The following is a 24,294-nucleotide window of genomic DNA, read 5'->3' as shown; positions in this document are numbered from 1 at the left end:
CGACCGCACCAAACTGACCGTGTCCACCGGGCTTGCGGGCTTGTCCCTCGACGCCATGGCGTCCGTCGCCTACGGCCCCGAGGCCATCGTCTTGGTCCTCGCCACAGCAGGCGGTGCGGGTCTCGGATTCACGGTGCCGGTCACCCTCGCGATCGCCGCACTGCTCGCGGTGCTGGTCGCGTCGTATCGCCAGGTGATCGTCGCATTTCCCAACGGCGGTGGCGCATATGCGGTCGCGCGAGCGCATCTCGGCCGCCGCACCAGCCTGGCCGCTGCGGCGTCCCTGATCATCGACTACGTCCTCAACGTTGCCGTGTCGATAGCCGCCGGGGTGGCTGCGCTGACCTCGGCGATCCCGGGGCTGCTGCCGTATACGGTGTGGATCTGCCTCGCGATCCTGGTCGGCGTCACCGCGATCAATCTGCGTGGCATCGCCGAGAGTGCACGCGCCTTCATGCTCCCGACGGTGATCTTCGTCGGGAGCATCGCCGTCGTGATCGTCGCCGGACTGCTCCGATCGCACCCGGCGAGTGTCGCCGAAGGCGCAGCGGTCGCGTCGAACGCACACACGATCGGAATTCTGCTGCTGCTCAAGGCGTTCTCCAGCGGCTGCGCGGCGCTGACCGGTGTCGAGGCGATCGCGAACGCGGTCCCCGACTTCAAGGCTCCGAAAGTGGTTCGCGCACAACGCGCCGAGGTTGCACTCGGCGCCTTGCTCGGCACAATGCTGATCGGCCTGTCCATCCTCATTGCCAAGTTCTCGTTGCACCCGGTCGAGGGCACCACGGTGCTCGCGCAGCTGACCGAAGCGGCACTCGGCCATGGAATCGGCTACTACGTGGTGCAATTCGCGACAGTCGTTCTCTTGGCACTCGCTGCCAACACCTCGTACGGCGGTCTGCCGACGCTGCTGCGCATCCTCGCCGACGACAACTGTCTCCCCCACCGATTCGCGATGAAGTCCCATCGCGACGTGTATCGCTACGGCGTCGTCACCCTCGGCATCGCGGCAGGCGTCCTGCTGATCGGAGCGGACGGCAATATGAACGCGCTGGTGCCGCTCTTCGCCATCGGCGTGTTCGTCGGTTTCACCATTGCGCAAGCAGGGCTGGTCCGGCACTGGCTTCTCGACAAGCAGTCGGGCTGGCAGTGGCGTGCAGCGCTCAACGGTTTCGGGTGCATACTCACCTTCGTCGCCGCAATCGTCACCACGGCAATGAAATTCACCAGCGGGGCGTGGCTTGTCGTGTTGGCGCTGCCTGCTCTTGTACTGCTGATGGAGCGAATCCGCAACGCCTACACCAGAATCGACAACCGCGTCCAACGCGGCGCCGTGCCGCCGATTCCCGCGCCTGCGGGCACCGTCGTCGTCGTCCCGGTTGCCGAGGTGTCCCAGGTGAGTCGAGAAGCCCTGTGTGCGGGAATGTCGATCGGGTCCGACGTGGTCGCGGTGCACGTCTGCCTGCCCGGCGAATCGACCACTCGGTTCACCAGAGAATGGGACGACTGGCATCCAGATGTGCGACTCGTGCTCCTCGACCACACCGACGCGGAGATCGCGGCGCCGATCGTGGACTACGTGCGCCGGGAGTTCGCCGACCGTCGCGTCGTCGTGGTTATCGGCGAAGTCGACGCACCGCGGCCCTGGCGACGAATTCTGCCCAGCCATCATGTGGCAGAACTGGATCGGCTGCTACGCAAGGACACCGATGCGTTGGTGTGCCACGTCCGACTCGATGCGGTCGGAGTGTGACGGCAGCTACGACTCGTGCAGTGTCCGCGACAGACCTTCTTGAACAACGGCGGCGACCATCGCACCCGACCGGTCGTAGATGCGGCCCTGCGTGAGCGCCCTGCCGAATCCCGCCGACGGGGAGGTCTGGTCGTAGAGCAACCAGTCGTCGGCGCGGAACGGACGCAGGAACCACAGTGCGTGATCGAGCGATGCCGTCTGCGTCGGCTCGTCGGGATGGATCACCTTCGCCGAACCCAACAGCGTCATGTCGCTCATGTACGCGAGCGTGCAGACGTGGAAAATCGGGTCGTCGGGCAGCTTCTCGCGGTAACGAAACCAGACCTGCTGTTGCGCCACGGACCCGCGACGATGATCGACGCGGTCATCGGGAAGAACCCGAATGTCCCAGTGGTCCCATTCCCTGTACAACCAGAGTTGCTCCGGAGTGAGTTCGGTCTGATCGACGATGTCGTCCGGTCCCGGAACATCCGGCATCGTGTCCTGGTGTTCGATGCCTTGGTCGCCGACGTGGAACGACGCCGACATCGTGAAGATCGCCTTGCCATCCTGGATTCCGGTGACCCGACGCGTGCAGAACGAGCGACCGTCGCGAATCCTATCGACCAGATACACGGTCGGCGCCTTGGGATTTCCCGGCCGCAGAAAGTAACCGTGCAACGAGTGCACCTGGAACTGCGGCTCCACGGTTCGCACCGCCGCCACCAAGGACTGTCCGGCAACCTGACCACCGAACGTGCGTTGCAGCTCGGTCTCGACCGACTTGCCGCGGAAGATGTCCTTCTCCAGCTGCTCGATCTCCAGCGCCTGCTCGATGGTCGCCATGACCTGTCCCTTCAACCCGGAAACTGTGTGCTCAGGCTAGCAATACGTACATACGGGCAAGATGGGACTGTGCCGCACCAGTTCACGCCCATCTCGGGGGACCGCCTCGTCGACTACGTCGCGGATCATGTCATCGCGGTGCCCGGTCGGGCCGTGATCGCCCTCGATGGCGCAGACGCTGCCGATCCGATGGTGGTGGCGTGTGATGTAGCCGCAGAAGTACGTGCCCGCGGCCGGGAATGCGCGGTCGTGTCGCTGCACGACTACGCGCGGCCGGCCTCCATCCGCCTGGAGTTCGGTCGGACGGACGAAATGTCCTATCGCACCTTGTGGTTCGACTACGACGCGCTTGCCCGCGAGGTGGTGGACTCGTTCCGCGCGGACGGGCGCTGGCTGCCCGCATTGTGGGACGAACGACTCGATCGGTCGACGCGGAGCACAGTGCGCACGGCCAGAGCCGACTCCGCCGTGATCATCGCAGGCCCGATGCTGCTGGGCCGGGACATTCGATTCGACGCTGCGGTGCGCCTGCAGCTCGGTTCTGCTGCGCTGGAACGCACGACACCTCCCGATCAGCAGTGGACGGTGCCTGCTCTGCTGCAGCACGAGCGCGAAACAGAAGGCGAGGACGCGATCGTTGTTCGGTGGGATCATCGCGATCGACCTGCGATCGCGGCCGACGTCAGGTGAGTCCAACGAGACGGAGCACCGCTGTCACAGCAGCGGCCCCGACCACGATCACCACGAACGGCGCTCTCCGCCAGATCAGCACTCCCGCAACGGCTATTCCGGCGATTCGTGCCCACCCGGCGAAGCCGTCGCTCGCGTACACGGTCTGCGTGATCGCGAGCGATACCAGCAATGCCGTCGCGGCAAGTTCCATGTAGCGGACGGCGCGAGGTCCGACGTGGATCCGCTCACGCAGGACCGGACCGACGATCCGAAAGCAGTACGTCAGCGCGGCCAAAACCCCGATCACCCACCAGCTCATGACGTTTCACTCGCCCGCACCGGATCGCGGCCTGCGGCGATCAAACCGAGCAGCCCTGCAAGAACGCCGACCCCGGCAGGCAGGAACGGCGTGAGAACCACTGCGACGGCCGCCCCCAGCAATGCGACCCGACGGTCGAGTCGCGCTCGCATCGAGGCTGCGGTCAACGCCAACAGCGCCGCGGGAAAAGCCGCGTCGAGGCCGAATGCGTTGGGATCGCCGACCAGGTCGCCGCCAACCGCACCGATCAGCGTTCCGACGTTCCAGCCCACGAACAGCGTTGTCCCTGCGATGAAGAACGTACGTCGCGCCTTCGCCACGTCGCCGTGTCGCGCGAGCTCGGCGGTCGTGAACGCGGTCGCCTCGTCGGTCATCAGATGAGCACCGATCACGCGGGTCCACCATCTGCCCGCAAGGACGTCGGCCAGCACGAGGCCGTAGGGCAGATGGCGAGCATTTAGCAACGCGCCACCGATGACCACAGCAGCCGGCGCAGCACCAGCGGCTACGGCAGCTACAACCAGGAACTGCGCCCCACCTGCGTACAGGATTGCCGACAGCGCAACAACTTTGACCAACGGCAGACCACTACCCGTAGCCAGCGCCCCGAACGACGCGCCGACGAGAGCCATCGCCAATCCCAGTGGGACTACAGCGCTGAAGGCGCCCTGCGCCGGCCGAGCGTTCTCCGTCAACGGACGGTGATCACCAACCGCGCTCGGCGAGGCAGCGTCACCAGCCTCGCTCCGCGAGACGGTGGCCCACAGGGAGGTCGTCGACGTTGATGCCGACCATAGCCTCACCCAGCCCGCGCGACACCTTGGCGAGCACGTCCGGGTCGTCGTGGAACGTGGTGGCCTTGACGATGGCTGCGGCACGCTCGGCGGGGTTGCCGGACTTGAAGATGCCAGATCCCACGAACACGCCTTCGGCACCCAACTGCATCATCATCGCCGCATCTGCGGGAGTGGCGATGCCGCCCGCGGTGAACAGCGTGACGGGGAGCTTGCCAGCCTGTGCGATCTCGCGAACCAGGTCGTACGGTGCCTGCAATTCCTTGGCTGCGACGAACAGCTCGTCTTCGGGGAGCGAGGTCAGCCGACGGATCTCGTCGCGAATCTTGCGCATGTGGGTGGTGGCGTTCGACACGTCGCCGGTGCCCGCCTCGCCCTTCGAGCGGATCATCGCGGCGCCTTCGGTGATGCGTCGGAGCGCTTCGCCGAGGTTGGTGGCGCCACAGACGAAGGGAACTGTGAAGTTCCACTTGTCGATGTGGTTGGCGTAGTCGGCGGGGGTCAGCACCTCGGACTCGTCGATGTAGTCGACGCCCAGGCTCTGCAGGATCTGCGCTTCGACGAAGTGGCCGATGCGCGCCTTGGCCATCACCGGAATGGACACGGCGGCGATGATGCCGTCGATCATGTCCGGGTCGCTCATGCGAGACACGCCACCCTGCGCGCGGATATCGGCAGGCACGCGCTCGAGAGCCATGACAGCAACGGCGCCGGCGTCTTCCGCGATCTTTGCCTGGTCAGCGGTGACGACGTCCATGATGACCCCGCCCTTGAGCATCTCGGCCATGCCTCGCTTCACCCGGGCCGTACCGACCTGGGCGGGCGAAGCGACGGGCGTCGCCTGGGTGTTCTCGGGGGTGCTCACGGCGTACTCCTGGGTAGACGATTGAGGTGCATAGCTGAACCCTCGACCACGTGAACCGGCCGAGGGACGCTGCGATATCACTCAATCTTAGGCCGAGCAATACTTCGGTCGATATCCACCCGGGAACCGCTGGCCTTGTCCAGCTCAGCGGATCGAGCGAACCTCGGGTTGAACCAGAGTGTCGATGGCACTGCGCGCTTCGTCGAGGAGCACGCCCAGATCCTGGGGATACACCGGTTCACCTGCCGCCACCAGTGCATCGATGTCGGCGGGCAAACACCACTTGTGGCCGGTGATCGCGCGCTTCTCCAGGTCGGTGAACCCACCGTGGCTCGGCTCGAACCGCGGCACCTCGAGCGCGTAGAACAACTCTTCGGACCGGATGAGCTCGCCGTCGAACGGGAACACCGCGACCCGACGCCACATCGGCCCGCGCAACGATCCCGGCTCCACCGTGCGCCCGGTCTCTTCGGCGATCTCGCGGACCGCCGCCGCACGCAGGCTCTCGCCCGGCTCCACGCCACCACCGACGGTGAACCAGAAGGACGAATCCGGTATCTGAGGGTCGTGGCCCCGGAGCAACAGCACGGCGCCGTCGGCGGCGAGCATGACCACCCGGGCGGATGTCCGGTTGGCCGCGGGACCCAGGCCGGACCCGCCGGTCGACCCGATCCGTTCCGCGATCTCGAAGTAGGTGGGCAACGGAGCCGTACCGCCGAGGTGCAGCACCCGCACCGATCGACGCGTGCGCAAGGCGAGTGTGTCGCGCACGGCGTCGTTGTGGAACCGGCGCGCGATGAGGACACGTGCTTCGGCATCGGCGAGTTCGGCAACCATCTGCGGCCGAAGAGTCTCGATGTCGACGGTGGACAACGCTGCCGACAACGCGTTCTCGACACTCTCCCGCTCGCTGCGGTCCGCTCGTTCCGCTTGCCCCGCAAGCGCTGTCAACCGTTTGCTCTCATCTGCTCGGGTGCCCGCCGTTGCCGTGGCTACGGTTCGCGCGACGACGGCCCGACGCCCCAGAGCGGCTTCGAGCGCCTGCCACGCCTGATCGGAGCGAACATGCAATCGGTCCAGCCGGTTGGCGGTCGAATACGCCCACAGGCCGAGCAGGAAAATCGCCGCTGCAACGAGGGCGATGATGAGGATGGTCAGGGCCGAAAAGGTCACGTCTCGAGTCCCGTCGTGAGCATCGCAGCGAGGAACGAGCGAGGAGCGGAGGGGCGGGACGAGAGCGAAAGTGTCACGTCTCGAGTCCCGTCGTGAGCATCGCAGCGAGGAACGAGCGAGGAGCGGAGGGGCGGGACGAGAGCGAAATTGTCACTGCCCCTACACCGCCGCCCGTACGCGCTGGTCACCGACGGTGACGGTTTCGTAGACGCGCACGATCTGCTCGGCGACTACCGGCCAGTCGTACTCGGCGACGATTCGAGATGCGGTCGCTACCAGCGCGTCTCGGCGTTCCGAGTCGGTGAGCACGGTGTCGAGCGCCTCCGAGAGCCGCTGCGGATCGTCGAGCGGAACCAGAATCCCGGCGGCGCCGTCGCGTAGCACGCGCCGGAAGGCGTCGAGTTCGCTTGCCACCACGGCTGTTCCGGCCGCCATCGCTTCCACGAGGACGATGCCGAAACTTTCCCCGCCGAGGTTGGGCGCGCAGTACACGTCGGCACCGCGCAAAGCAGACGCCTTTTCTTCGTCGGTGACCTGCCCCAGAAAGCGCAGGTGCCCGGCATGCCGGCCTGCCTCGCGTCGCAGCCGATCCTCGTCACCGCGGCCGACGACCAAAATCTCTATCTCGGGATGCCGCGCCACCAACGCGGGCAGCGCGGCGATCAGCGATGCCATACCCTTGCGCGGCTCGTCGTAGCGACCGAGGAACAGCACCGTGCCGCCGGAACGCGGGTAGCCGGGCAACGGTGTCGCATGGGCGAACGCGCCGACATCGACGCCGTTGGGGATTTCAACAGCATCGGAGCCCAGCGACTCGACCTGCCAGCGCCGGGCCAGTTCGGACACAGCAATCCGACCGCTGATCTTCTCGTGATACGGCCGCAGGACGCCTTGAAAGGTGCTGAGCACCAACGACTTGGTGGTCGACGTGTGAAACGTCGCAACTATCGGACCGTCGGCAACCTTGAGCGCAAGCATCGACAGGCTCGGCGCGTTCGGCTCGTGAATATGCAGAACGTCGAAGTCGTTGTCCGAGATCCAACGACGCAGCCGCGAGTACGCGGTGGGGCCGAAACTCAGGCGGGCCACCGAACCGTTGTACGGAATGGCGACCGCGCGCCCCGCCGATACGACGAAGTCCGGGAGCACCGTGTCATCGGAGGCCGGCGCCAGCACGCTCACCCGGTGACCGCGCTCGATCAGCACCTCGGCCAGTTCGACGACGTGTGACTGCACCCCACCGGGGACGTCGAAGGAGTAGGGGCACACCATGCCGATGTTCATGTCGGCGGCCCTGATTCACCCATTCGATCCAGTCGGGCTTGCGACAGATCGTCCAGCCACAAGGGCTGCAGCATGTGCCAGTCTTCGGGGTGAGCGGCAATGTTCTCGGCGAATTTGTCGGCCAGCAATTGCGTCGCCGATTCGACGCCGCCCGACGTGTCGATGGGCTCGCCGACGGAAAATCCCCACCCGCCGTCGTCGGTGAACCAGCAGTGCGTCGGCAGCAGGGCGGCACCGGTGTCGATCGCCAACCGTGCAGGCCCAGCGGGCATGCGTGTCGGTTCGCCGAAGAACGTCACGGGCACACCATGTTTCGCCAGATCGCGTTCGCCGAGAAGGCAGATGATCTTGCCTTCGCGTAGCCGTTCGGACAGCGCCTCGAACGGCGGGCGCTCGCCACCGCTGAGCGGGAAGATCTCGAAGCCCAGGCTTTCGCGGTAGCGGACGAAGCGCCAGAACAGCGACTCCGGCTTCAACCGCTCGGCAACGGTCGCGAACGTTCCGTATCGCTGAACGACGAATACTCCTGCGAAATCCCAGTTTCCGCTGTGCGGCAGCGCCACGATCGCACCCTTGCCCGCGTCGACAGCGGCCTGAAGATGCTCTTGCCCGGTCAGATTCTCGTCGACCTGATTGCCCACCCAGACCGGATCCATCGACGGCAGCCGGAACGCTTCACGCCAGTACCGCGCGTACGAGCGGATGCTCGCCTGCATCAGCTCGTCGGATACCTCGGCAGGCGGAACTCCGACGACGCGGGACAGGTTGCGACGTAACTGATCTGGGCCGCCGTTGCGACGTGCGGCAAAATCCGCGCCTGCATCGAAGAGGCGACTGGCGACACCTACGGGCAGAGCGCGAACGAGTCGCCACCCTGCGGCGTAACCGAGGTCGCTGGCTCGCTCCGAAAGACTCATGCCGGCGTCTGTCCCCGCTCGTCGGTGGTCTTGGGTGCAATCGGAATGATGTCACGCGCACCAGGCGAGCGTCGCACTTCCAGCACACGCTGGAACACGGTGATGACGCTGGCCACCGCGAGCAGCCACATCGCCACGTAGACAGACCATTCGAACCAGCCGATACCCCAGTAGCCTGCGATTCCGGTGAATCCGGCACCGACGAGGACGATGATCAGGCGGTCCGGCCGCTCGATCAGCCCACCGTCGGCGGAGAGGCCACTCGCCTCTGCGCGCGCCTTGGCGTAGGAGATCACCTGCGAGGTGACCAGGCAGATCAGCGTCGCCACCAGCAACGATTTGCTCTGTTCGGTGTAGGCCACCCACCACGCGAGACCGGCGAAGATCGCACCGTCAGCCACGCGATCGCACGTTGCGTCCAGCACGGCACCGAAACTGGTGCCGCCGCCCCGCGCACGCGCCATGGCACCGTCGAGCATGTCGAACATCACGAACATCCAGATCGCGAACGCACCCCAGAACAGATGGCCCGTCGGAAACAACGTGACGGAGGCGACGATCGTTGCGACCGTGCCGACGACCGTCACCGCATCCGGAGTGAGACCCGTGCTGTTCAGCGCCCTCCCCAAGGGCAAGGTGGCCTTCGAGACCGCTGCTCGACCGAAGAAGCTCAGCACCTACCTGTCCCCCAATTCTGTTGCGTTCAATTTAGCGGGTCGCCGTCGGCTCCGTCGTTCCATGCCGACGCAAGCAACGACCTCGTATCGCGCAGCAGCTGCGGCATCACCTTCACGCCGCCGATCACCGTGATGAAGTTCGCGTCGCCACCCCAGCGCGGAACGATGTGCTGGTGCAGGTGCTCGGCCAGCGATCCGCCCGCGACGCCGCCCAGATTGAGCCCGACGTTGAAGCCGTGCGGATTCGACACCTGCTTGATCACCCGGATCGCCTTCTGCGTGAACGACATCAGCTCGGCGGCTTCCGCCGTCGTCAGATCCTCGAGGTTCGCCACCCGGCGGTACGGCACCACCATCGTGTGCCCCGGGTTGTACGGATACAGGTTCAACACCGCGTAGACCTGCTCGCCACGAGCGATGACCAACCCGTCCTCGTCCGACATCTTCGGAATATCCGAAAAGGGTTCGCTCGACGAGTCTTTGGCGGCCGGCGCTTCGGCGATGTAGGACATCCGGTGCGGCGTCCACAGTCGTTGCAGACGATCGGGGTGTCCGGCGCCGCGATCGACCAGATCCTTTTCCTGTGCGTCGTCAGCCATGTCGGTCACCCCAGCAATTCGGCTGTCGGTGAGGCATTTTCGCGGCGAGCGACCCACTCGGTCACCTTGGCAACCGCGTCAGCCACCGGCACACCGTTGATCTGGGTTCCGTCACGGAAGCGGAAACTCACCGCGCCGGCTTCTACGTCTCGCTCGCCTGCGAGGAGCATGAACGGCACCTTCTGCGCGGTGTGATTGAAGATTTTCTTCTGCATCCGGTCGTCGCTGTAGTCCACTTCGGCGCGAAGACCGGCCTGCTTCAACGACTTCACAACTGCCTGCAGATGTTCGACGTACGGCTCGGCAACCGGAATGCCGACCACCTGAACGGGTGAGAGCCACGCCGGAAACGCACCTGCGTAGTGCTCGGTGAGCACTCCGAAGAACCGCTCGATGGAGCCGAAGAGTGCACGGTGAATCATCACCGGCTGCTTCTTGGTGCCATCGGATGCGGTGTACTCGAGCTCGAAGCGCGCGGGGGTATTGAAGTCGAGCTGAATGGTCGACATCTGCCAGGTTCGACCCAACGCATCCTTCACCTGGACCGAAATCTTCGGGCCGTAGAAGGCGGCACCGCCCGGATCGGGCACCAGGTTCAGACCCGATGCGGTGGCGACCTCACGCAGCGTCTCGGTCGCTTCTTCCCAGACGTCGTCGGAGCCGACGAACTTTTCCTCGTTCTTGGTCGACAGCTCGAGATAGAAGTCGTCGAGGCCGTAGTCCTTCAGCAGCGCAAGAACGAACTGCAGCAGGCTGGCGAGCTCATCGCGCATCTGCTCGCGGGTGCAGTAGATGTGGGCGTCGTCCTGAGTCATGCCGCGCACTCGGGTGAGGCCATGGATGACGCCGGACTTCTCGTAGCGGTACACACTGCCGAACTCGAAGAGCCGCAACGGAAGTTCACGGTAGGACCGACCGCGCGAGCGCACCACCAGACAGTGCATCGGGCAGTTCATGGGCTTGAGGTAGTAGTCCTGGCCGGGCTTGCGGACGGTGCCGTCCTCGTTGAGCTCTTGGTCGACGTGCATGGCCGGGAACATGCCGTCGGCGTACCAGTCGAGGTGTCCCGAGGTCTCGTAAAGCTGGCCCTTGGTGATGTGCGGGGTGTTGACGAACGAATAGTCCGCCTCGATATGCCGCTGCCGCGAGTAGTCCTCGAGTTCCTTCCGGATGATTCCGCCCTTGGGATGGAACACCGGCAGACCGGAACCCAGTTCGTCGGGGAAACTGAACAGGTCCAGCTCGGCACCGAGTTTGCGGTGATCGCGCTTCTCGGCCTCGGCCAGCAGTTCCAGGTGCGCCTCTAGCGCTTCGGAGCTTTCCCAGGCGGTGCCGTAGATGCGCTGCAGATCCTCGCGGCTCTGATCGCCACGCCAGTATGCGGCAGAACTGCGGGTCAGCTTGAACGCCGGGATGTGTTTGGTGGTCGGGATGTGCGGGCCGCGGCACAGGTCTTTCCAGACCAGCTCGCCGGAACGCGGATCCAGGTTGTCGTAGATCGTGAGTTCGTTCCCGCCCACCTCCATGACCTCGGGGTCGTCGATACCCGATTTGTCGGTGATGAGTTCGAGCTTGAACGGCTCGTTCGCCAGCTCGACTTGGGCCGACTCCAGATCGGTGACTCGACGCGAAAACCGTTGCGAGCCTTTGACGATCTTCTTCATCCGGCTTTCGAGCTTGACCAGATCCTCCGGAGTGAACGGACGCTCGACTTGGAAGTCGTAGTAGAAACCGTCCTTGATCGGCGGGCCGATGCCCAGCTTGGCATCGGGAAACTCCTGCTGCACAGCCTGAGCGAGTACGTGCGCGGCCGAGTGGCGGATGACGCTGCGACCACCGTCGGTGTTGGCCGCGACCGGCTCCACCTCGGTGTCGGCGTCGGGAATCCACGACAGATCCTTGAGCTCACCGTCGGAATTGCGAACGACGACGATGGCGTCGGGTCCCTTACCTGGCAGATCGGCCTCGCGCACAGCGGCACCGGCCGTCGTTCCCGCCCGTACAACGACGGTTCCGGCGGGTACTGGGGCTGGCATGCTCACGGCTGTGCGCTCCTGATGTCGGTGGTGGTGATCGCCGAACACGATCGGTTCCGGCGTGCCTATGCTATCGGCCGGTGCCTGCGCGCGCGGCCAGCAGCCCTGCGCGTTCCTCCGGTGTCCGGCGCGGGCAGCTGACGCATTTGTCGGCGACCCCGGTCAGGTAGATCAGGCAGCACGACGTGCGGTGGACGTACCGGTGGTTCCCCACGTCGACGAATCGCGGTGTCGGCATGACATCGCCGATCACATCGGCAATGGTCAGAGCCAGTTCGGTGGCCCGGTCGTGATCGGTCGGCGAGGCGTCGAGCACGCGGTTGCCGAGCGCATCGGCAGCGATAGCCCACAACGACGGCTCCCCGGCGCCGCTCACCGATGCGAGTGCGGTCACGATCGAGTGCAGGCTTGCGCCCAGCGCGGTGGCGAAGGCGCTCGGGCCGTCGACCACACCCGACGACGTGACACGTTCCAGCGAACCGTCAGGCCTGACGGTGCAGGTCAGTGCTTCGAGAGCTGGGTCGGGCGCGGAACCCGTTGCGACGAGCGCGCGCATCGGCTCTTCCAACATCGTCGAGCTGACGATGTACCACCACAGCGTCCCGATCACCCGCGGATCGTCGTGCCGCCACGTCCGAGCGGTGTCGGCGATCCGGTCGGCGAGCCACCGGGTGTCCGCGAGCGCGGTCCCGGCGATCACGAGGCCAGCGGACTCTTCAACCATGACTGATGGAAGCCGAACCAGCTGCCGACCAGCTTGCCGGTGCCGAGCAACCAGAGCGTCAGCAACACCACAGCGGTGGTCAACAGGACACCGAGCGCTTTGATCACGATCGACTGCTTGCCGAACCAGTCCATGAAGCGGTCGTAGCGCAGCTTCACCCAATGCAGCGCGCGCTGCGCCCACTCGAATTCGGACGCAAGAATCCCCAGACCCGCGAACACGATCAACCAGCCTGGGCCTGGATACGGAATCGCGAAAATCCCGCCGATCAGCACGATGGTGCCCACGACGCCCACACCGATGCGATAGACCAGGTTGGCAGTCGGCCGCTCGGCGATCTTCGCGCGTCGCCTCGCCCACGGACCGGGCTCGTCGTCGGTTCGATCGGCCGCCAGCTCGTTGCCGCTCAGGACTCCCCCTCGTGCCGGTTCTACGTCTGTTCCGGTACTACCTCGCCGCCCCAGCGTACCCAGTCACGACAAAACGGGCGGTCACAGTGAGGGGCGAACTGCCAGGCCGATCGCAGGTGACCTCCAGGGAGCGCTGCTTGGCTGATTTCGGATCCGCCGCCCAGGTGGTCCGAACGTTCGATGCAAGGAAGGTTCGATCATGATCAAGGACACCAAGCGCCACCTTTTCGCGAAAGTGATGGTGACCGGCTCGCTGGTCGCATTGCCGATGGGTCTTTTCGCGGCGCCTGCTCTCGCCGCGCCGTCGGTTCCGGGGCTCACCCAGGTGAACCGGCCATGGCAGCAGGACTGCGACCACGGCGGCCCGTGGCAGTGGCAGCAGAACCGCGGCCAGTGGGGTTGGAACAACTGCGACAACGGCCACGGCCACTGGGAATGGCACGGCGACCGCTGGGGTCACGGACGGTGGGAGTGGCAGCGCTTCAACTGAAGTCACGCAGCCGAATTCGGGGCCGGCCTACTGCGCCGGCCCCGAATTCGCTGTCACGCGCAACCGGAGATCCAACGCGACGACGACCACAAGGTTCACCACGCTCATCGTGAGCACCTCGGCGCGCATCGACGTGTCAGGCATCCATTCGTGGAGGATCAGAAGCGCGTCACTGGTGACGGCCAGCCCGACACCGACCAGGAGCACGTCCTGCAACCGTTGCCCGCCGGTGCGGTGAGCGGGATTCACCGCGAGGACGAGAAGTGCTGCGCTCGCCCCAGCGACGACGTTCGCGCTGTAGACCTCGAGCACCGGATACAACACGACGAACAGCGCCACGTACGCCATGACGCCGGCCAGCCATGTGATGCCGAAGCGCGCCACCCGACCCGGTGCGGGTCGGTGGTGGGACACCTGTTGATGGGATAGCAGCGCCATGGAAACAGTGTCTTGGCCGAGCCTGAGCCACACCTGCACACTTGCTGGCAATTACTTGCGAATTACTCAGCTTCGGATGTGTGAGATGCCGCTCTGCGAAATCTCGATCACTTGCGCCGTGGCTATGTCGAAGAAAAGCCCGACCAGGCGCACGCGCCCGTCCGAGTAGGCGGGGCCGACCACCGGGTGCCGAGTCAGCGTTTGCAGTTGGGTTGCCACGTTGACCATGCCGAGTCGATCGATCGGCGCAAACCCGGCGTCCTCCGCTGCGCGGGCGACGGGATGTCCGCTCGCGAAGTTCGTCATGGTCGTCCGAGCGTGGCGCAACCACTCCCCGACTGCCGGATCGCCATCCCAATCCGGTTCGCACGCACCGCCATCGAGCGCATTCATGGCACCGCACCCGGAATGACCGCAGACGACAACCGAACTCACGCCCAACTCGTCGATGCCGAAGGCCAGCGCCGCCTCGATCGAGCTGTCCGCCCGGTTCGACGGAATCAGATTGCCCACGTTGCGGACCGTGAACAAGTCCCCGGGGCCGGTTCCCGTGATGATGTTCGGCATCACCCGAGAGTCGGCGCAGGTGAGAAAGAGCGAGTCCGGCGCTTGGCCGTCCTTCAGCTCGGTCATGTGCGGTTGCATCAGCGGGGCATGCCGACGGTGGTAGCTCGCGATGCCATCGATGATCGGCGCAATCGCGGGCGAGCGTTCGGACTGCGGTGCACTCACGTCCGCGCTGCGAGGTGCCAACATGTCACGCAACGGGGCGTCCACAGCTTCCCTGATCGGTGGTCCCGCCGTCGCCGACGACATCAGCGCACCGCCCACCTCGTTGATCCGCACAGTGCCACCGTTGGCTTCGTACTTTGCTGCCCACTCGGTGATCGCGTCGTAGGCGGCATGATCGACGAAGTCCACGGTCATATCGACATCGACGACGTTGCCGCCGGGAACCGATGCCAGGGCAGCCGAAATCCGCGGCAGCGCAAGGAAAGTGCACGATCCCTCGATGGCGACGCGCCAGCGGCCGGCTGCCACCTCGTCGGTGTGGATCGATGCCCGCACGATGCGCCACAGCAACAATCCGAATGCGAGCGCCAGCCCGACGAGCACACCTTCGAGCAGGTTCAGAAACACCACACCCAGCAGAGTCACGCCGTAAATCCAGATATCGCCGGTGCGCCGGGCGAGCTTGATGTGAGTCATCTTGACCAACTGGATGCCAATTACGATCAGCAGACCGGCCAGCGCCGACTTCGGAATCAACTGCACGACACTCGCGAGCAACGCCGAAAACAACAAGACCCACCCGCCGTGCATGATCGTCGAGGCGCGAGACATCGCGCCGGCCGCGACGTTGGTAGTGCTGCGGACGATGACGCCGGTGATCGGCAGGCCACCGATCGCACCGGACACCATGTTCGCCGAACCCTGACCCAGCATTTCGCGGTTGAAGTCGCTGCGCGGGCCGTTGTGCATCTTGTCGACGGCGACTGCGGACAGCAGGCTCTCCACACTCGCGATCAGCGCCACCGTGACGATGCCCATGATCACCGCGGACCACTGCCCGTCGGGCATGGCGGGCAAACCGATGGAGTCGAAGAGCGATCCGTCGAACTCGATGCGGGCAACGTCGGTGGGCAACAGCACGGATATGCCAGTGGCCACCACTACAGCGACCAATGGAGCAGGCACCTTGCGCATCGCCGCCGGGAGCATGCGCCAACCCAGCAGGATTGCGATGACCGCGCCACCGATCAGCGCGTCGTCGATGTTCAGGTCCAGCAGCTGACCTGGTAGGGCGGTGATGTTCGCGAAGGCGGAACTCTCCGAGGTCCCGCCGAGCAGGACGTGCACCTGTTGGAGTGCGATCGTGACGCCGATTCCGGCGAGCATCGCGTGTACGACGACGGGCGAAATGGCCAGTGCGGCACGGGCCATCCGGCTCAGACCGAACAGAATCTGCAGCACGCCCGCGCCGACGGTGACCAGGCACGTCAGCTGCCAGCCGAGCTTGTCGATGAGTTCGGCGACCACGACGGTCAATCCGGCGGCGGGTCCGCTGACCTGCAACGGCGATCCACCGATCGCGCCGGCAACCACACCGCCGACGATGGCGGCGATCAGACCGGCCATGATCGGGGCTCCCGATGCGATGGCAATGCCGAGTGACAGCGGTAGCGCAACGAGGAAGACCACCAGCGAGGCGGGCAGGTCGTGGCGCAGCAGGTTGGTCAGTTTCGAAGGTTCTGCAGGTTCAGCGACTTTTTCGGTGGAACTGTGGATCAGGGTGTCGGTCGACATCGCTCTCCTCGCCGGGGATGAATCCGGTTGTGGGCCAACATGTTCACGTCCGGCGCCGGCTCCACATTGAACACGGCGCAAATTCCGACAATATGGTCAAACCCTGAGAAACCACTTAATTCGGACAACGAATGTGATCGAAGCAACCCGACGCCCGTAGCCTCGGACTGTGACACGGTCGCGATTCGACGGCGAAATCTTCGGCATGGGCACGGCATCGGGAGTTCGAATCGTCGTGGGCCATTGGCTGGCGTCGCCGCTGGGCGAATTCACCGATGTGATGGTCGAATTCGCTGACGGCGAGCGATTGTTGATCGCGCCGTCCGACGAAGTACGTGATTACGTCACAGCGACCTACACGTTCGATAGGACGGTGGTGACGCCGGTCAAGTTCAGCGTCGAGGGTTCCACGCGGGTCGTTTCCGCCGGCGATTTGCTGGTGCGGTTAGAACTCGGCCGCGCAACTTTATTGGGCAGGATGCTGTCAATGGTCCCCCGCGCAGTGTCGACTGCTCCATGGTTCTGCGCGTTGAGCGATCCAATTGCCCGCGTCGTGATGCGTGGTGTCCGCACGCGTGGAACGGCAGGCAACGGTCGGCGCGAGTTCTACGGTGCGCGAGGGCAATACGCGATCGAGTCGGTGGTCGCATCGTGGCGTGGAGCCGATCTCGGCACGTTGGGTCCAGTCGATCCGCCAGTGCGTTTCGGCTTCGGATCCGCCCCGAAGAGACCGTCGGGAACCATGCTAACGACCACAATCGTTGATGGCGGCTGATCCAGTTGTATTACTCCCGGTTTCCGGGAGGAATCGCACACTATCGGGGATTCGCAAGAGGAGTGGTCCCGGCTGGGATCGAACCAGCGACCTTCCGCGTGTGAAGCGGACGCTCTTCCACTGAGCCACGGGACCGTTTCGGCTTCGATCGAACGCCAGCCGAACGAGGACGAACTTTAACATGACGCGACGATTGCCTCCCAATCAGTTCCCGCGCTCATCACCCAACTCGGTGCTGGCCAGCGGATTTGTGACAACTGAGGTCCGTGGGCTAATGTTTCCTCTCGCACCACGGAGGCGGAAACATGCCCCCGAGGAGTGCGGATGTGGCGCAGCTGGTAGCGCACAACCTTGCCAAGGTTGGGGTCGCGGGTTCGAATCCCGTCATCCGCTCGAGAGGTTGGGCTCGACTCTTATCACGGTGGAGTGGCCGAGTGGTGAGGCAACGGCCTGCAAAGCCGTGCACACGGGTTCGATTCCCGTCTCCACCTCGCGCGATTAGCTCAGCGGGAGAGCGCTTCCCTGACACGGAAGAGGTCACTGGTTCAATCCCAGTATCGCGCACCACAGTTAGAGCAGGTCAGGCACCCTTTCGAGGGTGCCTTTCTTGTTTCGTGACGTCCTCGACCCAGTACGCATCCCCGAATTTCATAACTTCCCCACGATTCCAACGATGGACGTCACCGGCAACAGCGACCATGATCGACCGAGTCCGTTTCGAACTCGACATGGGCTTCCGGCCTCACCGGCACGGATTCGGAAGTCACGCTGGGGGTATTCACTGCTGTGAGCAACGAAGCCAAGAGTGCGATTGTCGCGATCGGAATCCCCTTCGTCGGGGTACTCGGGGGAATCGTGCTCCTCGCAGGCTCCGGGACCACGGTGTTCGGGTTCCCCATTGTGTTCGCCTGGTTGTTCTTGTGGATGCCATTGACGACCCTCTGCCTGCATCTCGCCTGGACGTTGTTCGACCGCGACGAATTCGAGGCAGCCGAGCGCGCTGATGCCCACGACGCCGACGCCGAGATCGGTGGGCAATCATGATCGCCGCCACGTTCACCCTCGTCCTGGTTCTCGCTCTCGGTGCAGGTTTTCTCTCGCGCCGCGGTGCCAAGAAGGAGATCGCCGATTATTTGATCGGCGGACGTACCTTCGGGCCGATCCTCGTCTTCATTCTGGGCGCGGGCGAGACCTACAGCATCGGCACTCTGATCGGCTTCCCCGGCGGCGTGTACGCGAACGGCGCGAGTTATGGCGTGTGGTTCATCGGCTACATATTGCTGGCCTACCCCATCGGGTATTTCTTCGCCCCGTATCTGTGGCGCGCAGGCAAGCGGTACAACGCCATGACACTTCCGGACGTCGCCGGACGACACTTTCGTTCTCGCGCACTGGAACTCACGATCGCCATTTCTTCTGTCATCTTCTTGATCCCATGGGGGCAGCTCCAGCTTGCCGGGCTCCAAGTCGCGTTGAGCGGACTCGGAATCACGGTCGACCCCACGGTCGCCGTCTTCGCCGGCGCAGCGTTGGCGCTGCTGTTTCTGCTGTTGTCGGGGGTTCGCGCGCCGGCGTTCGTGTCCTACGTCAAAGACGCAGCCCTGCTGATCGGCGCGGTGCTCATCGGCCTCGCCGCCACCGTGAAGTCGGGTGGACTCACCAAGCTTTTCACCGACGCCGCAGCCAGTAATGCCGGGCACTCGTCGTTTTCCGGCAGTCAGCTGATCTTCGTCCTGACGACGATCGTCTTTCAAGCGATAGGACTGTTCATCTTCCCGTTCTTCGTGCAGGCGATCCTCTCGGCGAAGTCCGAGGCGACCCTCAAGCGCGTTGCGCGTTTCAACCCGCTGTACATGCTGATGTACCCGTTCCTCGTTGCAGCGGCGTTCGGCGCAATCTCGTTGCTGCCCAAGAAGTTGGAGGGTGCGCAATCCAATCAGGCCCTGTTGCAGCTGTCCCGGGTCGTGCTGCCCGACTGGTTGACGGGCGTCGTTGCCGGCGGTGCCGCGCTGTGCGCAATCGTGGTGCTGTGCGGATCGGCATTGGGAATCGGTTCGATCGTCTCTCGGAACGTGGTGCCGAGAATTCCCGAGTCGCGCCAACGCATTTGGGTGCGTGGCGTCATCGTCGCCTACCTCGGCGTCTCCCTCGTATTGTGTCTCGCGACGCCGCAGGTGCTGCTCACCTTGGTCAACACCGCCTACTACGGCGTGACGCAAGCGGCAATCGTGTTCGCGACGTTGGTATTCGGTTGGAAAGTACGCCCTGCGGCGCTCGCACTCGGCGTGATTCTCGGCGACGCGATCGTGCTCTGGCTGTACCTGGACAAAAACGGTCCGGTGGCGGTATGGATCAACGACCACGGCGTCAACATCGGTGCCGCGGCACTCGTGCTGAACGCTCTGTTCGTGGTCGCGACCAGGTTCCTGTGGCCTGCAGTCGATCCCGTTGCGGGTCTCCGGGCGGGCCGCCGGGCACGGACCGAGACCTTCGTTACGGAACAGGTGACAGCGCCATGACGAGAACGTTGGTCACCGCTGAGGCGATCCACACGCAGGATCTGACGGCGCCGACGGTAGCGGCGCTCGTCATCGAGGGTGACAGCGTGTTCGCCGTTGGGAACCGGACCGAGATGGCCGACCTCGCCGGTCCGGGTGCTCGCCGTATCGACTTGCCAGGAGCGACGGTCGTTCCCGGACTGATCGAATCGCACGTGCATCCCACCTATGCAGGTCTGACGGACGGGTGGGCGGATTGCCGGACGCCGCCGTGTACATCCGTCGCCGATGTGCAGGCTGCGCTCCGGGCGGCAAACGTGGGGACAGGGTGGATCCGCGGCTGGGGCTACGACGACACCCTCCTTCGCGAGAACCGGCATCTGACCCGCGACGATCTCGACGCGGTGAGCACCGAACGCCCGATCATCGTCCAGCACATCTCGGGGCACTTCGCCGTGGCGAACACCGTCGGGTTGGCTGCCGCAGGAATCGACGAATCCACGGTGGATCCAGGCGATCGAGGATTTCCGCGCACCGATGACGGACGACTGACGGGGTTGGCGTGGGAAGTCGACGCCGTTGTTCGATTGACCGATGCGATCCCGGAGGCGTCCGAGCAGGACGTGCGCGCTGCATTGCTGCGAAGTCTGGAACTCGCACGCTCGCGTGGGATCACGACGGTGCACGATCTGGCTATCGGTATCGCCGGCGGAGCGCAAGAGCTTTCCGCCTACCACTATCTGGACGGCCGGGGCGAATTACCCGTACACACTGTGGGATTCGTTCGCGGTGATCTGCGGGAGTCGATTCCGAGCGGCGACGAGTTCCGGTCCGTCGCCCCTCCTGGCTCCCGCTTCCGACTGGCCGGCGCGAAGCTGTGGGCCGACGGATCCATTCAGGGGCTCTCTGCCGCGCTGCGTAACCCGTACGCCTGCAACCCCGACCACCACGGCGATTTGCTCTATTCGCAAGATGAGCTCGACGCAAAGGTCATCGACATCCATCGAGCCGGCGGCCAAGTCGCGGTGCACGCCAACGGCGATGCCGCCGTAGGGGCTGCCATCTCGGCGCTCACACGTGCGCAAGACAGCGACGGGCGACGGGCCCGCCACCGCATCGAACACTGCCAGGTGAGTAGCCCGGCGGATCTCGCCGCCATTCGAGATGCGGAACTCGGCGTGAGCTTCTTCGTCAACCACATCCGGTATTGGGGCGATCGCCATCGCGACAGATTCCTCGGCCCGGAACGCGCGGCCGACATCGACCCGCTCGCAAGCGCCGCGGCGCTCGGATTACGGTTCGGTCTGCACTCGGATTGCCCGATCACGCCCATGGATCCCCTGCAGACCATCAGGACCGCAGTCAGCCGCCTGACCAGCGCTGGTTCGGTGCTGGGCGCCGACCAGCGAATCAGCGTGCAGCGAGCGATCCGGGCGATGACCGTCGACAGTGCCTATCTTGTGCACGACGAGGGCCGGGTCGGGACGTTGGCACCTGGGCGACGCGCGGATCTTGTCGCGCTCGATGGTGATCTGGCCGCGCTCGCAGACGGAGCCGCAGAGATCCCTCGGCCTGTGCTGGTCCTCGTCGACGGGCGCTAGCGGAACACAAGTGATTTCGCACGGGCATTCCCCGCACAAAGTAGAACTTGTTACAGTTGCGGCGTATCCCTGACGTGCGACCGAAGGTTGTCGATGAGCAAACAGAATCCCGTCGATGCGGCCGACTACGTCGTTGTCGGCGCAGGCAGTGCCGGATGCGCGGTTGCCGCCCGATTGGCCGAGTCGGGGGCGTCGGTGATTCTCCTCGAAGCCGGTGGCAGCGACGACAAGACGCTGTTCAAGATGCCGGGCATGATCGGCCCGATGCACTCGGTGCCGCAGCTCAAGAAGCTGGTCGACTGGGGCTACTACACAACCCCGCAGCAGCACGCGCTCGGCCGCAAGGTTCCGCAGACGCGCGGGAAAGTGCTCGGCGGATCGAGTTCGGTCAACGGCATGCTGTGGGTGCGAGGCAACCGCGCCAACTACGACTCGTGGGCAGCCGACGGCAACACCGGGTGGAGCGCGGACGAGGTCAACGACGTCTACAAGCGCATCGAAGACTTCGAGGATGGCAACAACGAATTTCGTGGTGCGGGTGGTCCGATCAAGGTCACCCGGCACACGCAGCCAACCGAGGCCAGTGAGCGGTTTCGCGACGCCGCAGTCGACACGCTCGGCGTTCCCGTTCTCGACGACTACAACGGCCGCTCGCAGGAAGGCATCAGCACCTTCCAGCAGAGTGCGTCGAACGGCCTGCGCTACTCGTCCTCACGTGGCTACCTGCACAACGGATCGCATCCGACGCTCTCCTTGCAGACCGGCCTGACCGTCGCGCGCATCGTCATCGAGGGCACGCGAGCGACGGGCGTCGAGGTGATCGACAAGTCGAAGAACCGGCGAACCGTTCGAGCCGGTCGCGAGGTGATCGTGTCGGCAGGGGTCTTCGGATCGCCGCAGCTGCTGATGCTGTCCGGCATCGGCCACGCCGATCATCTTGCGGAACAGGGCATTTCGACGCTCGCAGACCTGCCCGTCGGCGACAACCTGCACGACCACCTGTTCGTTCCGACCACCTGGTTGATGCCGAGCGCCAAGCATCGCGGCATCCCGACGTACTACGCCCGCGGCATGGCCAAGCAGATGACCCGAGGCGGGTCGTTCCTCGAGAACTCCGTGTTCGAAACCGTGGGCTTCGTCCGAACATCGCTCGCGACCGACGTCCCCGACCTCCAGATCCACGTCTTACCGTGGGCCTACCCCTCGCCGAATCAGGACGAACCCGTCTTCCACAAGGTCGACCGACGCCCCGCGCTGACGGTGATGTCGACGCTGATCTATCCACGCTCGCGCGGCACTCTGCGGTTGGCGAGCAACGATCCCACCGCAGCGCCGCTGATCGATTTCAACTACCTGGCCGAGGACGCCGACCTGCAGGTGCTGCAGGAGGGCGTCGAGATGATCCGCGACGTGATGGCGAACGCCAAGATCGCGCAGGCGTGCGACGGCGAGTTGCATCCGGGTTCGGGCGTCACCGGCACCGGGCTTCGCGACGAGATTCGCAACAGGGCGACCACCGTCTATCACGGCGTCGGCTCCTGTCGGATGGGCGTGGACGAGCGCGCGGTCGTCGATCCGGAACTTCGCGTTCGTGGCATCGACGGGCTCCGCGTCGCGGATGCGTCGATCATGCCGAACATCGTGGGTGGCAACACGAATGCGCCGTCGATCATGATCGGCGAGAAGTGCGCAGATCTGGTCGTCGGCGGATGACCGAAACGCTGACGCCGCGGCTCGAGACAGCCGAGCCGTTCGTGGTCGCGGGCCTGTCCGGTCGGTACACGCACACCACAGCGGCTGCCATCCCCGAACTGTGGACATCGCTGGACGATTGCATCGACGACATCCCGAACCGGGTCGGCGACTTCACCTACGGCGCCGCCGCCAACTTTCACGACGACGGATTCGACTACGTCGCCGGTGTCGAAGTGAGCAGCGCTTCGGGCCTGCCGAGCAGGTTCCGATCGATCGACATTCCGGCAGGCAACTACGCCGTCTTCACTCACGACGGCCCGATCCGACAACTGCCACACACGTATGCCCGCATTCGCAACGAATGGATGCCGACGTCCGGCTTCGCGGTCGTCGGCCCCGAGTTCGAGCGTTACGGCACCGATTCCGATGGCGCGAAAGACAGTTACACAGTGGAGATCTGGCTGCCTGTCGAAAAATCTTCCTGACGCACCTGCCGCTCGCCGAGCTTGACCACGATCACACCGAGCAAGATCAGCGCACCGCCACCGAGTTGCACCGGGCTCGGTGACTGATCGAGCAACAGCCATGCGAACACCAGAGCGGTCAGCACTTCTGCCAGGCCGACGAACGAGGCCAGTCGCGAACCGAGACGACGGCTGGCGGCGATTCCCAAGACGTAGGCGAGCGCGGCCGTGACGACTCCGAGCCCGACGATCGGCACCCACCACGGCACGGTCGCGTGCGCGAAGGTCACATCGGCGCGAGTGGCGGCGAACGGAACGACGCCGACCAGACCGGCGATCAGCAAAATCACTCCGCCACAGAGCAATCCACCCGCGGCGAGTGCGAGCGGCGGTAGTCCGGTGTCGTCGTCGGCGGAAATGACCCAGTACACGGCAGCTCCGATCATGGCACCGAGTGCCCACACGATGCCGATGCCATCGATATCGGCGCCGGACAACAGATTCAGGACGAGCACCAGTCCCCCGGCTGCCAGGCTCCCACCGATCACGGTGAGCCGTCCCGGGCGCTGCTCGTGGCGAAACCACATCCATCCGACCACCACGACCGGACACGTGAACTCGATCAACAACGCCACGCCGACATCCATGTGGTCGACTGCGTTGAAGTACGCCAACTGACAGCCGGCGACCCCGATCACGCCGTACGCGACGATCAGGCCTGCGTTGTCCCGCAGTCGATTCCATTGTCCGCGCAGCGAAACAGCAGCGGGAATCAGAAGCACCGCGGCGGCAAGGAGCACACGCACGGTCACCGCCGCGCCTGCAGTCCACCCAGCATCGAGGAGCCCCTTCGCCAGTGAGCCGGACAGCCCGAAGGCCATAGCCGACAGCGCCGCGAATCCGAACCCCGACGCGACGCGAGAGGAAGGGGCCGTTTCGATGTCATGAGCCAAAGCCGTCATGACACATGACGCTAGG

General features: G+C 64.8%; 24 protein-coding genes and 4 tRNA genes. 12 read left to right on the top strand and 16 right to left on the bottom strand.

Annotation, left to right across the window (positions count from 1 at the left end):
• The first annotated feature begins 55 nt into the window (after positions 1-55).
• A complete protein-coding gene (locus FOY51_RS08650; RefSeq protein WP_149430038.1) occupies positions 56-1,753 on the top strand; it encodes an APC family permease in 1,698 nt (565 codons plus the stop codon).
• A 6-nt stretch (positions 1,754-1,759) separates the two neighbouring features.
• On the opposite strand, the gene FOY51_RS08645 is transcribed toward FOY51_RS08650, so the two are convergent.
• Positions 1,760-2,578, bottom strand: coding sequence for an acyl-CoA thioesterase (locus tag FOY51_RS08645; protein ID WP_149429805.1), 819 nt, complete (start codon positions 2,576-2,578; stop codon positions 1,760-1,762).
• Positions 2,579-2,647: 69 nt separating this feature from the next.
• On the opposite strand from FOY51_RS08645, the gene FOY51_RS08640 reads away from it, so the two are divergent.
• A complete protein-coding gene (locus FOY51_RS08640; protein ID WP_149429804.1) occupies positions 2,648-3,268 on the top strand; it encodes a nucleoside/nucleotide kinase family protein in 621 nt (206 codons plus the stop codon).
• On the opposite strand, the gene FOY51_RS08635 is transcribed toward FOY51_RS08640, so the two are convergent.
• The 11 genes from FOY51_RS08635 to FOY51_RS08585 form a co-directional block, all read right to left on the bottom strand.
• Entirely contained in the window at positions 3,261-3,569 is a 309-nt protein-coding gene (locus FOY51_RS08635; protein WP_149429803.1) for an AzlD domain-containing protein, read from the bottom strand. The genes FOY51_RS08640 and FOY51_RS08635 overlap by 8 nt on opposite strands.
• Positions 3,566-4,264 (bottom strand): AzlC family ABC transporter permease, encoded by a 699-nt coding sequence (locus FOY51_RS08630; protein ID WP_214633081.1) that lies wholly within the window; start codon positions 4,262-4,264, stop codon positions 3,566-3,568. Before FOY51_RS08630 ends, FOY51_RS08635 begins: the two co-directional genes overlap by 4 nt.
• A 37-nt stretch (positions 4,265-4,301) precedes the next feature.
• Positions 4,302-5,228, bottom strand: coding sequence for a pyridoxal 5'-phosphate synthase lyase subunit PdxS (gene pdxS / locus FOY51_RS08625; protein ID WP_149429802.1), 927 nt, complete (start codon positions 5,226-5,228; stop codon positions 4,302-4,304).
• Positions 5,229-5,372: 144 nt separating this feature from the next.
• The gene (locus tag FOY51_RS08620; protein ID WP_149429801.1) at positions 5,373-6,401 is read right to left on the bottom strand and encodes an NUDIX hydrolase; all 1,029 of its coding nucleotides are present in this window, start codon (positions 6,399-6,401) and stop codon (positions 5,373-5,375) included.
• Positions 6,402-6,560: 159 nt separating this feature from the next.
• Positions 6,561-7,685 carry a glycosyltransferase family 4 protein gene (locus FOY51_RS08615; protein WP_149429800.1) on the bottom strand — a complete coding sequence of 375 codons (1,125 nt, stop codon included), beginning with the start codon at positions 7,683-7,685 and terminating at the stop codon, positions 6,561-6,563.
• Entirely contained in the window at positions 7,682-8,602 is a 921-nt protein-coding gene (locus FOY51_RS08610) for a phosphatidylinositol mannoside acyltransferase (RefSeq protein ID WP_149429799.1), read from the bottom strand. Before FOY51_RS08610 ends, FOY51_RS08615 begins: the two co-directional genes overlap by 4 nt.
• Entirely contained in the window at positions 8,599-9,279 is a 681-nt protein-coding gene (gene pgsA, locus FOY51_RS08605; RefSeq protein ID WP_149429798.1) for a phosphatidylinositol phosphate synthase, read from the bottom strand. The genes FOY51_RS08610 and pgsA overlap by 4 nt, the downstream gene beginning before the upstream one ends.
• A 26-nt stretch (positions 9,280-9,305) precedes the next feature.
• Positions 9,306-9,878 carry an ATP adenylyltransferase gene (locus FOY51_RS08600; protein WP_149429797.1) on the bottom strand — a complete coding sequence of 191 codons (573 nt, stop codon included), beginning with the start codon at positions 9,876-9,878 and terminating at the stop codon, positions 9,306-9,308.
• 5 nt (positions 9,879-9,883) lie between these two features.
• Positions 9,884-11,914, bottom strand: a complete 2,031-nt coding sequence (gene thrS / locus FOY51_RS08595) for a threonine--tRNA ligase (protein WP_187776261.1) — start codon at positions 11,912-11,914, stop codon at positions 9,884-9,886.
• Positions 11,915-11,984: 70 nt separating this feature from the next.
• Complete coding sequence (locus FOY51_RS08590; RefSeq protein ID WP_187776244.1) at positions 11,985-12,614, bottom strand: (2Fe-2S)-binding protein; 630 nt, start codon at positions 12,612-12,614, stop codon at positions 11,985-11,987.
• Positions 12,611-13,033 carry a TIGR02611 family protein gene (locus FOY51_RS08585; protein WP_187776260.1) on the bottom strand — a complete coding sequence of 141 codons (423 nt, stop codon included), beginning with the start codon at positions 13,031-13,033 and terminating at the stop codon, positions 12,611-12,613. The genes FOY51_RS08590 and FOY51_RS08585 overlap by 4 nt, the downstream gene beginning before the upstream one ends.
• 214 nt (positions 13,034-13,247) lie before the next feature.
• Between FOY51_RS08585 and FOY51_RS08580 the strand changes: the two genes are divergently transcribed.
• Positions 13,248-13,538, top strand: a complete 291-nt coding sequence (locus FOY51_RS08580) for a hypothetical protein (RefSeq protein WP_149429793.1) — start codon at positions 13,248-13,250, stop codon at positions 13,536-13,538.
• Between the two features lie 27 nt (positions 13,539-13,565).
• On the opposite strand, the gene FOY51_RS08575 is transcribed toward FOY51_RS08580, so the two are convergent.
• A complete protein-coding gene (locus FOY51_RS08575) occupies positions 13,566-13,976 on the bottom strand; it encodes a hypothetical protein (RefSeq protein ID WP_149429792.1) in 411 nt (136 codons plus the stop codon).
• 66 nt (positions 13,977-14,042) lie between these two features.
• Complete coding sequence (locus FOY51_RS08570) at positions 14,043-16,283, bottom strand: SulP family inorganic anion transporter (RefSeq protein WP_149429791.1); 2,241 nt, start codon at positions 16,281-16,283, stop codon at positions 14,043-14,045.
• A 169-nt stretch (positions 16,284-16,452) separates the two neighbouring features.
• Between FOY51_RS08570 and FOY51_RS08565 the strand changes: the two genes are divergently transcribed.
• The gene (locus tag FOY51_RS08565) at positions 16,453-17,058 is read left to right on the top strand and encodes a hypothetical protein (protein ID WP_149429790.1); all 606 of its coding nucleotides are present in this window, start codon (positions 16,453-16,455) and stop codon (positions 17,056-17,058) included.
• A 63-nt stretch (positions 17,059-17,121) separates the two neighbouring features.
• On the opposite strand, the gene FOY51_RS08560 is transcribed toward FOY51_RS08565, so the two are convergent.
• Positions 17,122-17,193, bottom strand: a tRNA-Val gene (locus FOY51_RS08560).
• A 185-nt stretch (positions 17,194-17,378) separates the two neighbouring features.
• On the opposite strand from FOY51_RS08560, the gene FOY51_RS08555 reads away from it, so the two are divergent.
• The 8 genes from FOY51_RS08555 (at position 17,379) to FOY51_RS08520 (ending at position 23,337) form a co-directional block, all read left to right on the top strand.
• A tRNA-Gly gene (locus tag FOY51_RS08555) sits at positions 17,379-17,451 on the top strand.
• A gap of 27 nt (positions 17,452-17,478) precedes the next feature.
• Positions 17,479-17,549: transfer RNA gene (locus FOY51_RS08550), tRNA-Cys, on the top strand.
• A 1-nt stretch (position 17,550) separates the two neighbouring features.
• Positions 17,551-17,625, top strand: a tRNA-Val gene (locus FOY51_RS08545).
• A 219-nt stretch (positions 17,626-17,844) separates the two neighbouring features.
• Positions 17,845-18,102 carry a DUF3311 domain-containing protein gene (locus FOY51_RS08540; RefSeq protein WP_149429789.1) on the top strand — a complete coding sequence of 86 codons (258 nt, stop codon included), beginning with the start codon at positions 17,845-17,847 and terminating at the stop codon, positions 18,100-18,102.
• Positions 18,099-19,577: a sodium:solute symporter family protein gene (locus FOY51_RS08535; RefSeq protein ID WP_149429788.1), complete on the top strand. Its 1,479-nt coding sequence runs from the start codon at positions 18,099-18,101 to the stop codon at positions 19,575-19,577. Before FOY51_RS08540 ends, FOY51_RS08535 begins: the two co-directional genes overlap by 4 nt.
• Entirely contained in the window at positions 19,574-21,157 is a 1,584-nt protein-coding gene (locus FOY51_RS08530; protein WP_149429787.1) for an amidohydrolase, read from the top strand. The genes FOY51_RS08535 and FOY51_RS08530 overlap by 4 nt, the downstream gene beginning before the upstream one ends.
• Positions 21,158-21,250: 93 nt before the next feature.
• Entirely contained in the window at positions 21,251-22,870 is a 1,620-nt protein-coding gene (locus FOY51_RS08525) for a GMC family oxidoreductase (protein WP_149429786.1), read from the top strand.
• Positions 22,867-23,337, top strand: a complete 471-nt coding sequence (locus FOY51_RS08520; RefSeq protein WP_149429785.1) for a GyrI-like domain-containing protein — start codon at positions 22,867-22,869, stop codon at positions 23,335-23,337. The genes FOY51_RS08525 and FOY51_RS08520 overlap by 4 nt, the downstream gene beginning before the upstream one ends.
• Here FOY51_RS08520 and FOY51_RS08515 read toward each other — a convergent pair.
• Positions 23,295-24,278, bottom strand: a complete 984-nt coding sequence (locus FOY51_RS08515; RefSeq protein ID WP_149429784.1) for an EamA family transporter — start codon at positions 24,276-24,278, stop codon at positions 23,295-23,297. The genes FOY51_RS08520 and FOY51_RS08515 overlap by 43 nt on opposite strands.
• Positions 24,279-24,294: the final 16 nt, after the last annotated feature.

The sequence above is a fragment of the Antrihabitans cavernicola genome, assembly GCF_008297975.1.
Classification (GTDB): Bacteria; Actinomycetota; Actinomycetes; order Mycobacteriales; family Mycobacteriaceae; genus Antrihabitans; species Antrihabitans cavernicola.
Note: the sequence above shows the minus strand (reverse complement) of the source record. Positions and strands in the feature narration are given on the sequence as shown.

Bases quoted from the DNA above. Each gene is read 5' to 3' on its own strand.
- thrS (WP_187776261.1), bottom strand. From the start codon at position 11,914: ATGCCAGCCCCAGTACCCGCCGGAACCGTCGTTGTACGGGCGGGAACG.
- FOY51_RS08600 (WP_149429797.1), bottom strand. From the start codon at position 9,878: ATGGCTGACGACGCACAGGAAAAGGATCTGGTCGATCGCGGCGCCGGA.
- FOY51_RS08580 (WP_149429793.1), top strand. From the start codon at position 13,248: ATGATCAAGGACACCAAGCGCCACCTTTTCGCGAAAGTGATGGTGACC.
- FOY51_RS08610 (WP_149429799.1), bottom strand. From the start codon at position 8,602: ATGAGTCTTTCGGAGCGAGCCAGCGACCTCGGTTACGCCGCAGGGTGG.
- FOY51_RS08525 (WP_149429786.1), top strand. From the start codon at position 21,251: ATGAGCAAACAGAATCCCGTCGATGCGGCCGACTACGTCGTTGTCGGC.
- FOY51_RS08520 (WP_149429785.1), top strand. From the start codon at position 22,867: ATGACCGAAACGCTGACGCCGCGGCTCGAGACAGCCGAGCCGTTCGTG.
- FOY51_RS08515 (WP_149429784.1), bottom strand. From the start codon at position 24,278: ATGACGGCTTTGGCTCATGACATCGAAACGGCCCCTTCCTCTCGCGTC.
- FOY51_RS08645 (WP_149429805.1), bottom strand. From the start codon at position 2,578: ATGGCGACCATCGAGCAGGCGCTGGAGATCGAGCAGCTGGAGAAGGAC.
- FOY51_RS08635 (WP_149429803.1), bottom strand. From the start codon at position 3,569: ATGAGCTGGTGGGTGATCGGGGTTTTGGCCGCGCTGACGTACTGCTTT.
- FOY51_RS08570 (WP_149429791.1), bottom strand. From the start codon at position 16,283: ATGTCGACCGACACCCTGATCCACAGTTCCACCGAAAAAGTCGCTGAA.
- FOY51_RS08615 (WP_149429800.1), bottom strand. From the start codon at position 7,685: ATGAACATCGGCATGGTGTGCCCCTACTCCTTCGACGTCCCCGGTGGG.
- FOY51_RS08530 (WP_149429787.1), top strand. From the start codon at position 19,574: ATGACGAGAACGTTGGTCACCGCTGAGGCGATCCACACGCAGGATCTG.
- FOY51_RS08575 (WP_149429792.1), bottom strand. From the start codon at position 13,976: ATGGCGCTGCTATCCCATCAACAGGTGTCCCACCACCGACCCGCACCG.
- FOY51_RS08535 (WP_149429788.1), top strand. From the start codon at position 18,099: ATGATCGCCGCCACGTTCACCCTCGTCCTGGTTCTCGCTCTCGGTGCA.
- FOY51_RS08650 (WP_149430038.1), top strand. From the start codon at position 56: ATGGCGTCCGTCGCCTACGGCCCCGAGGCCATCGTCTTGGTCCTCGCC.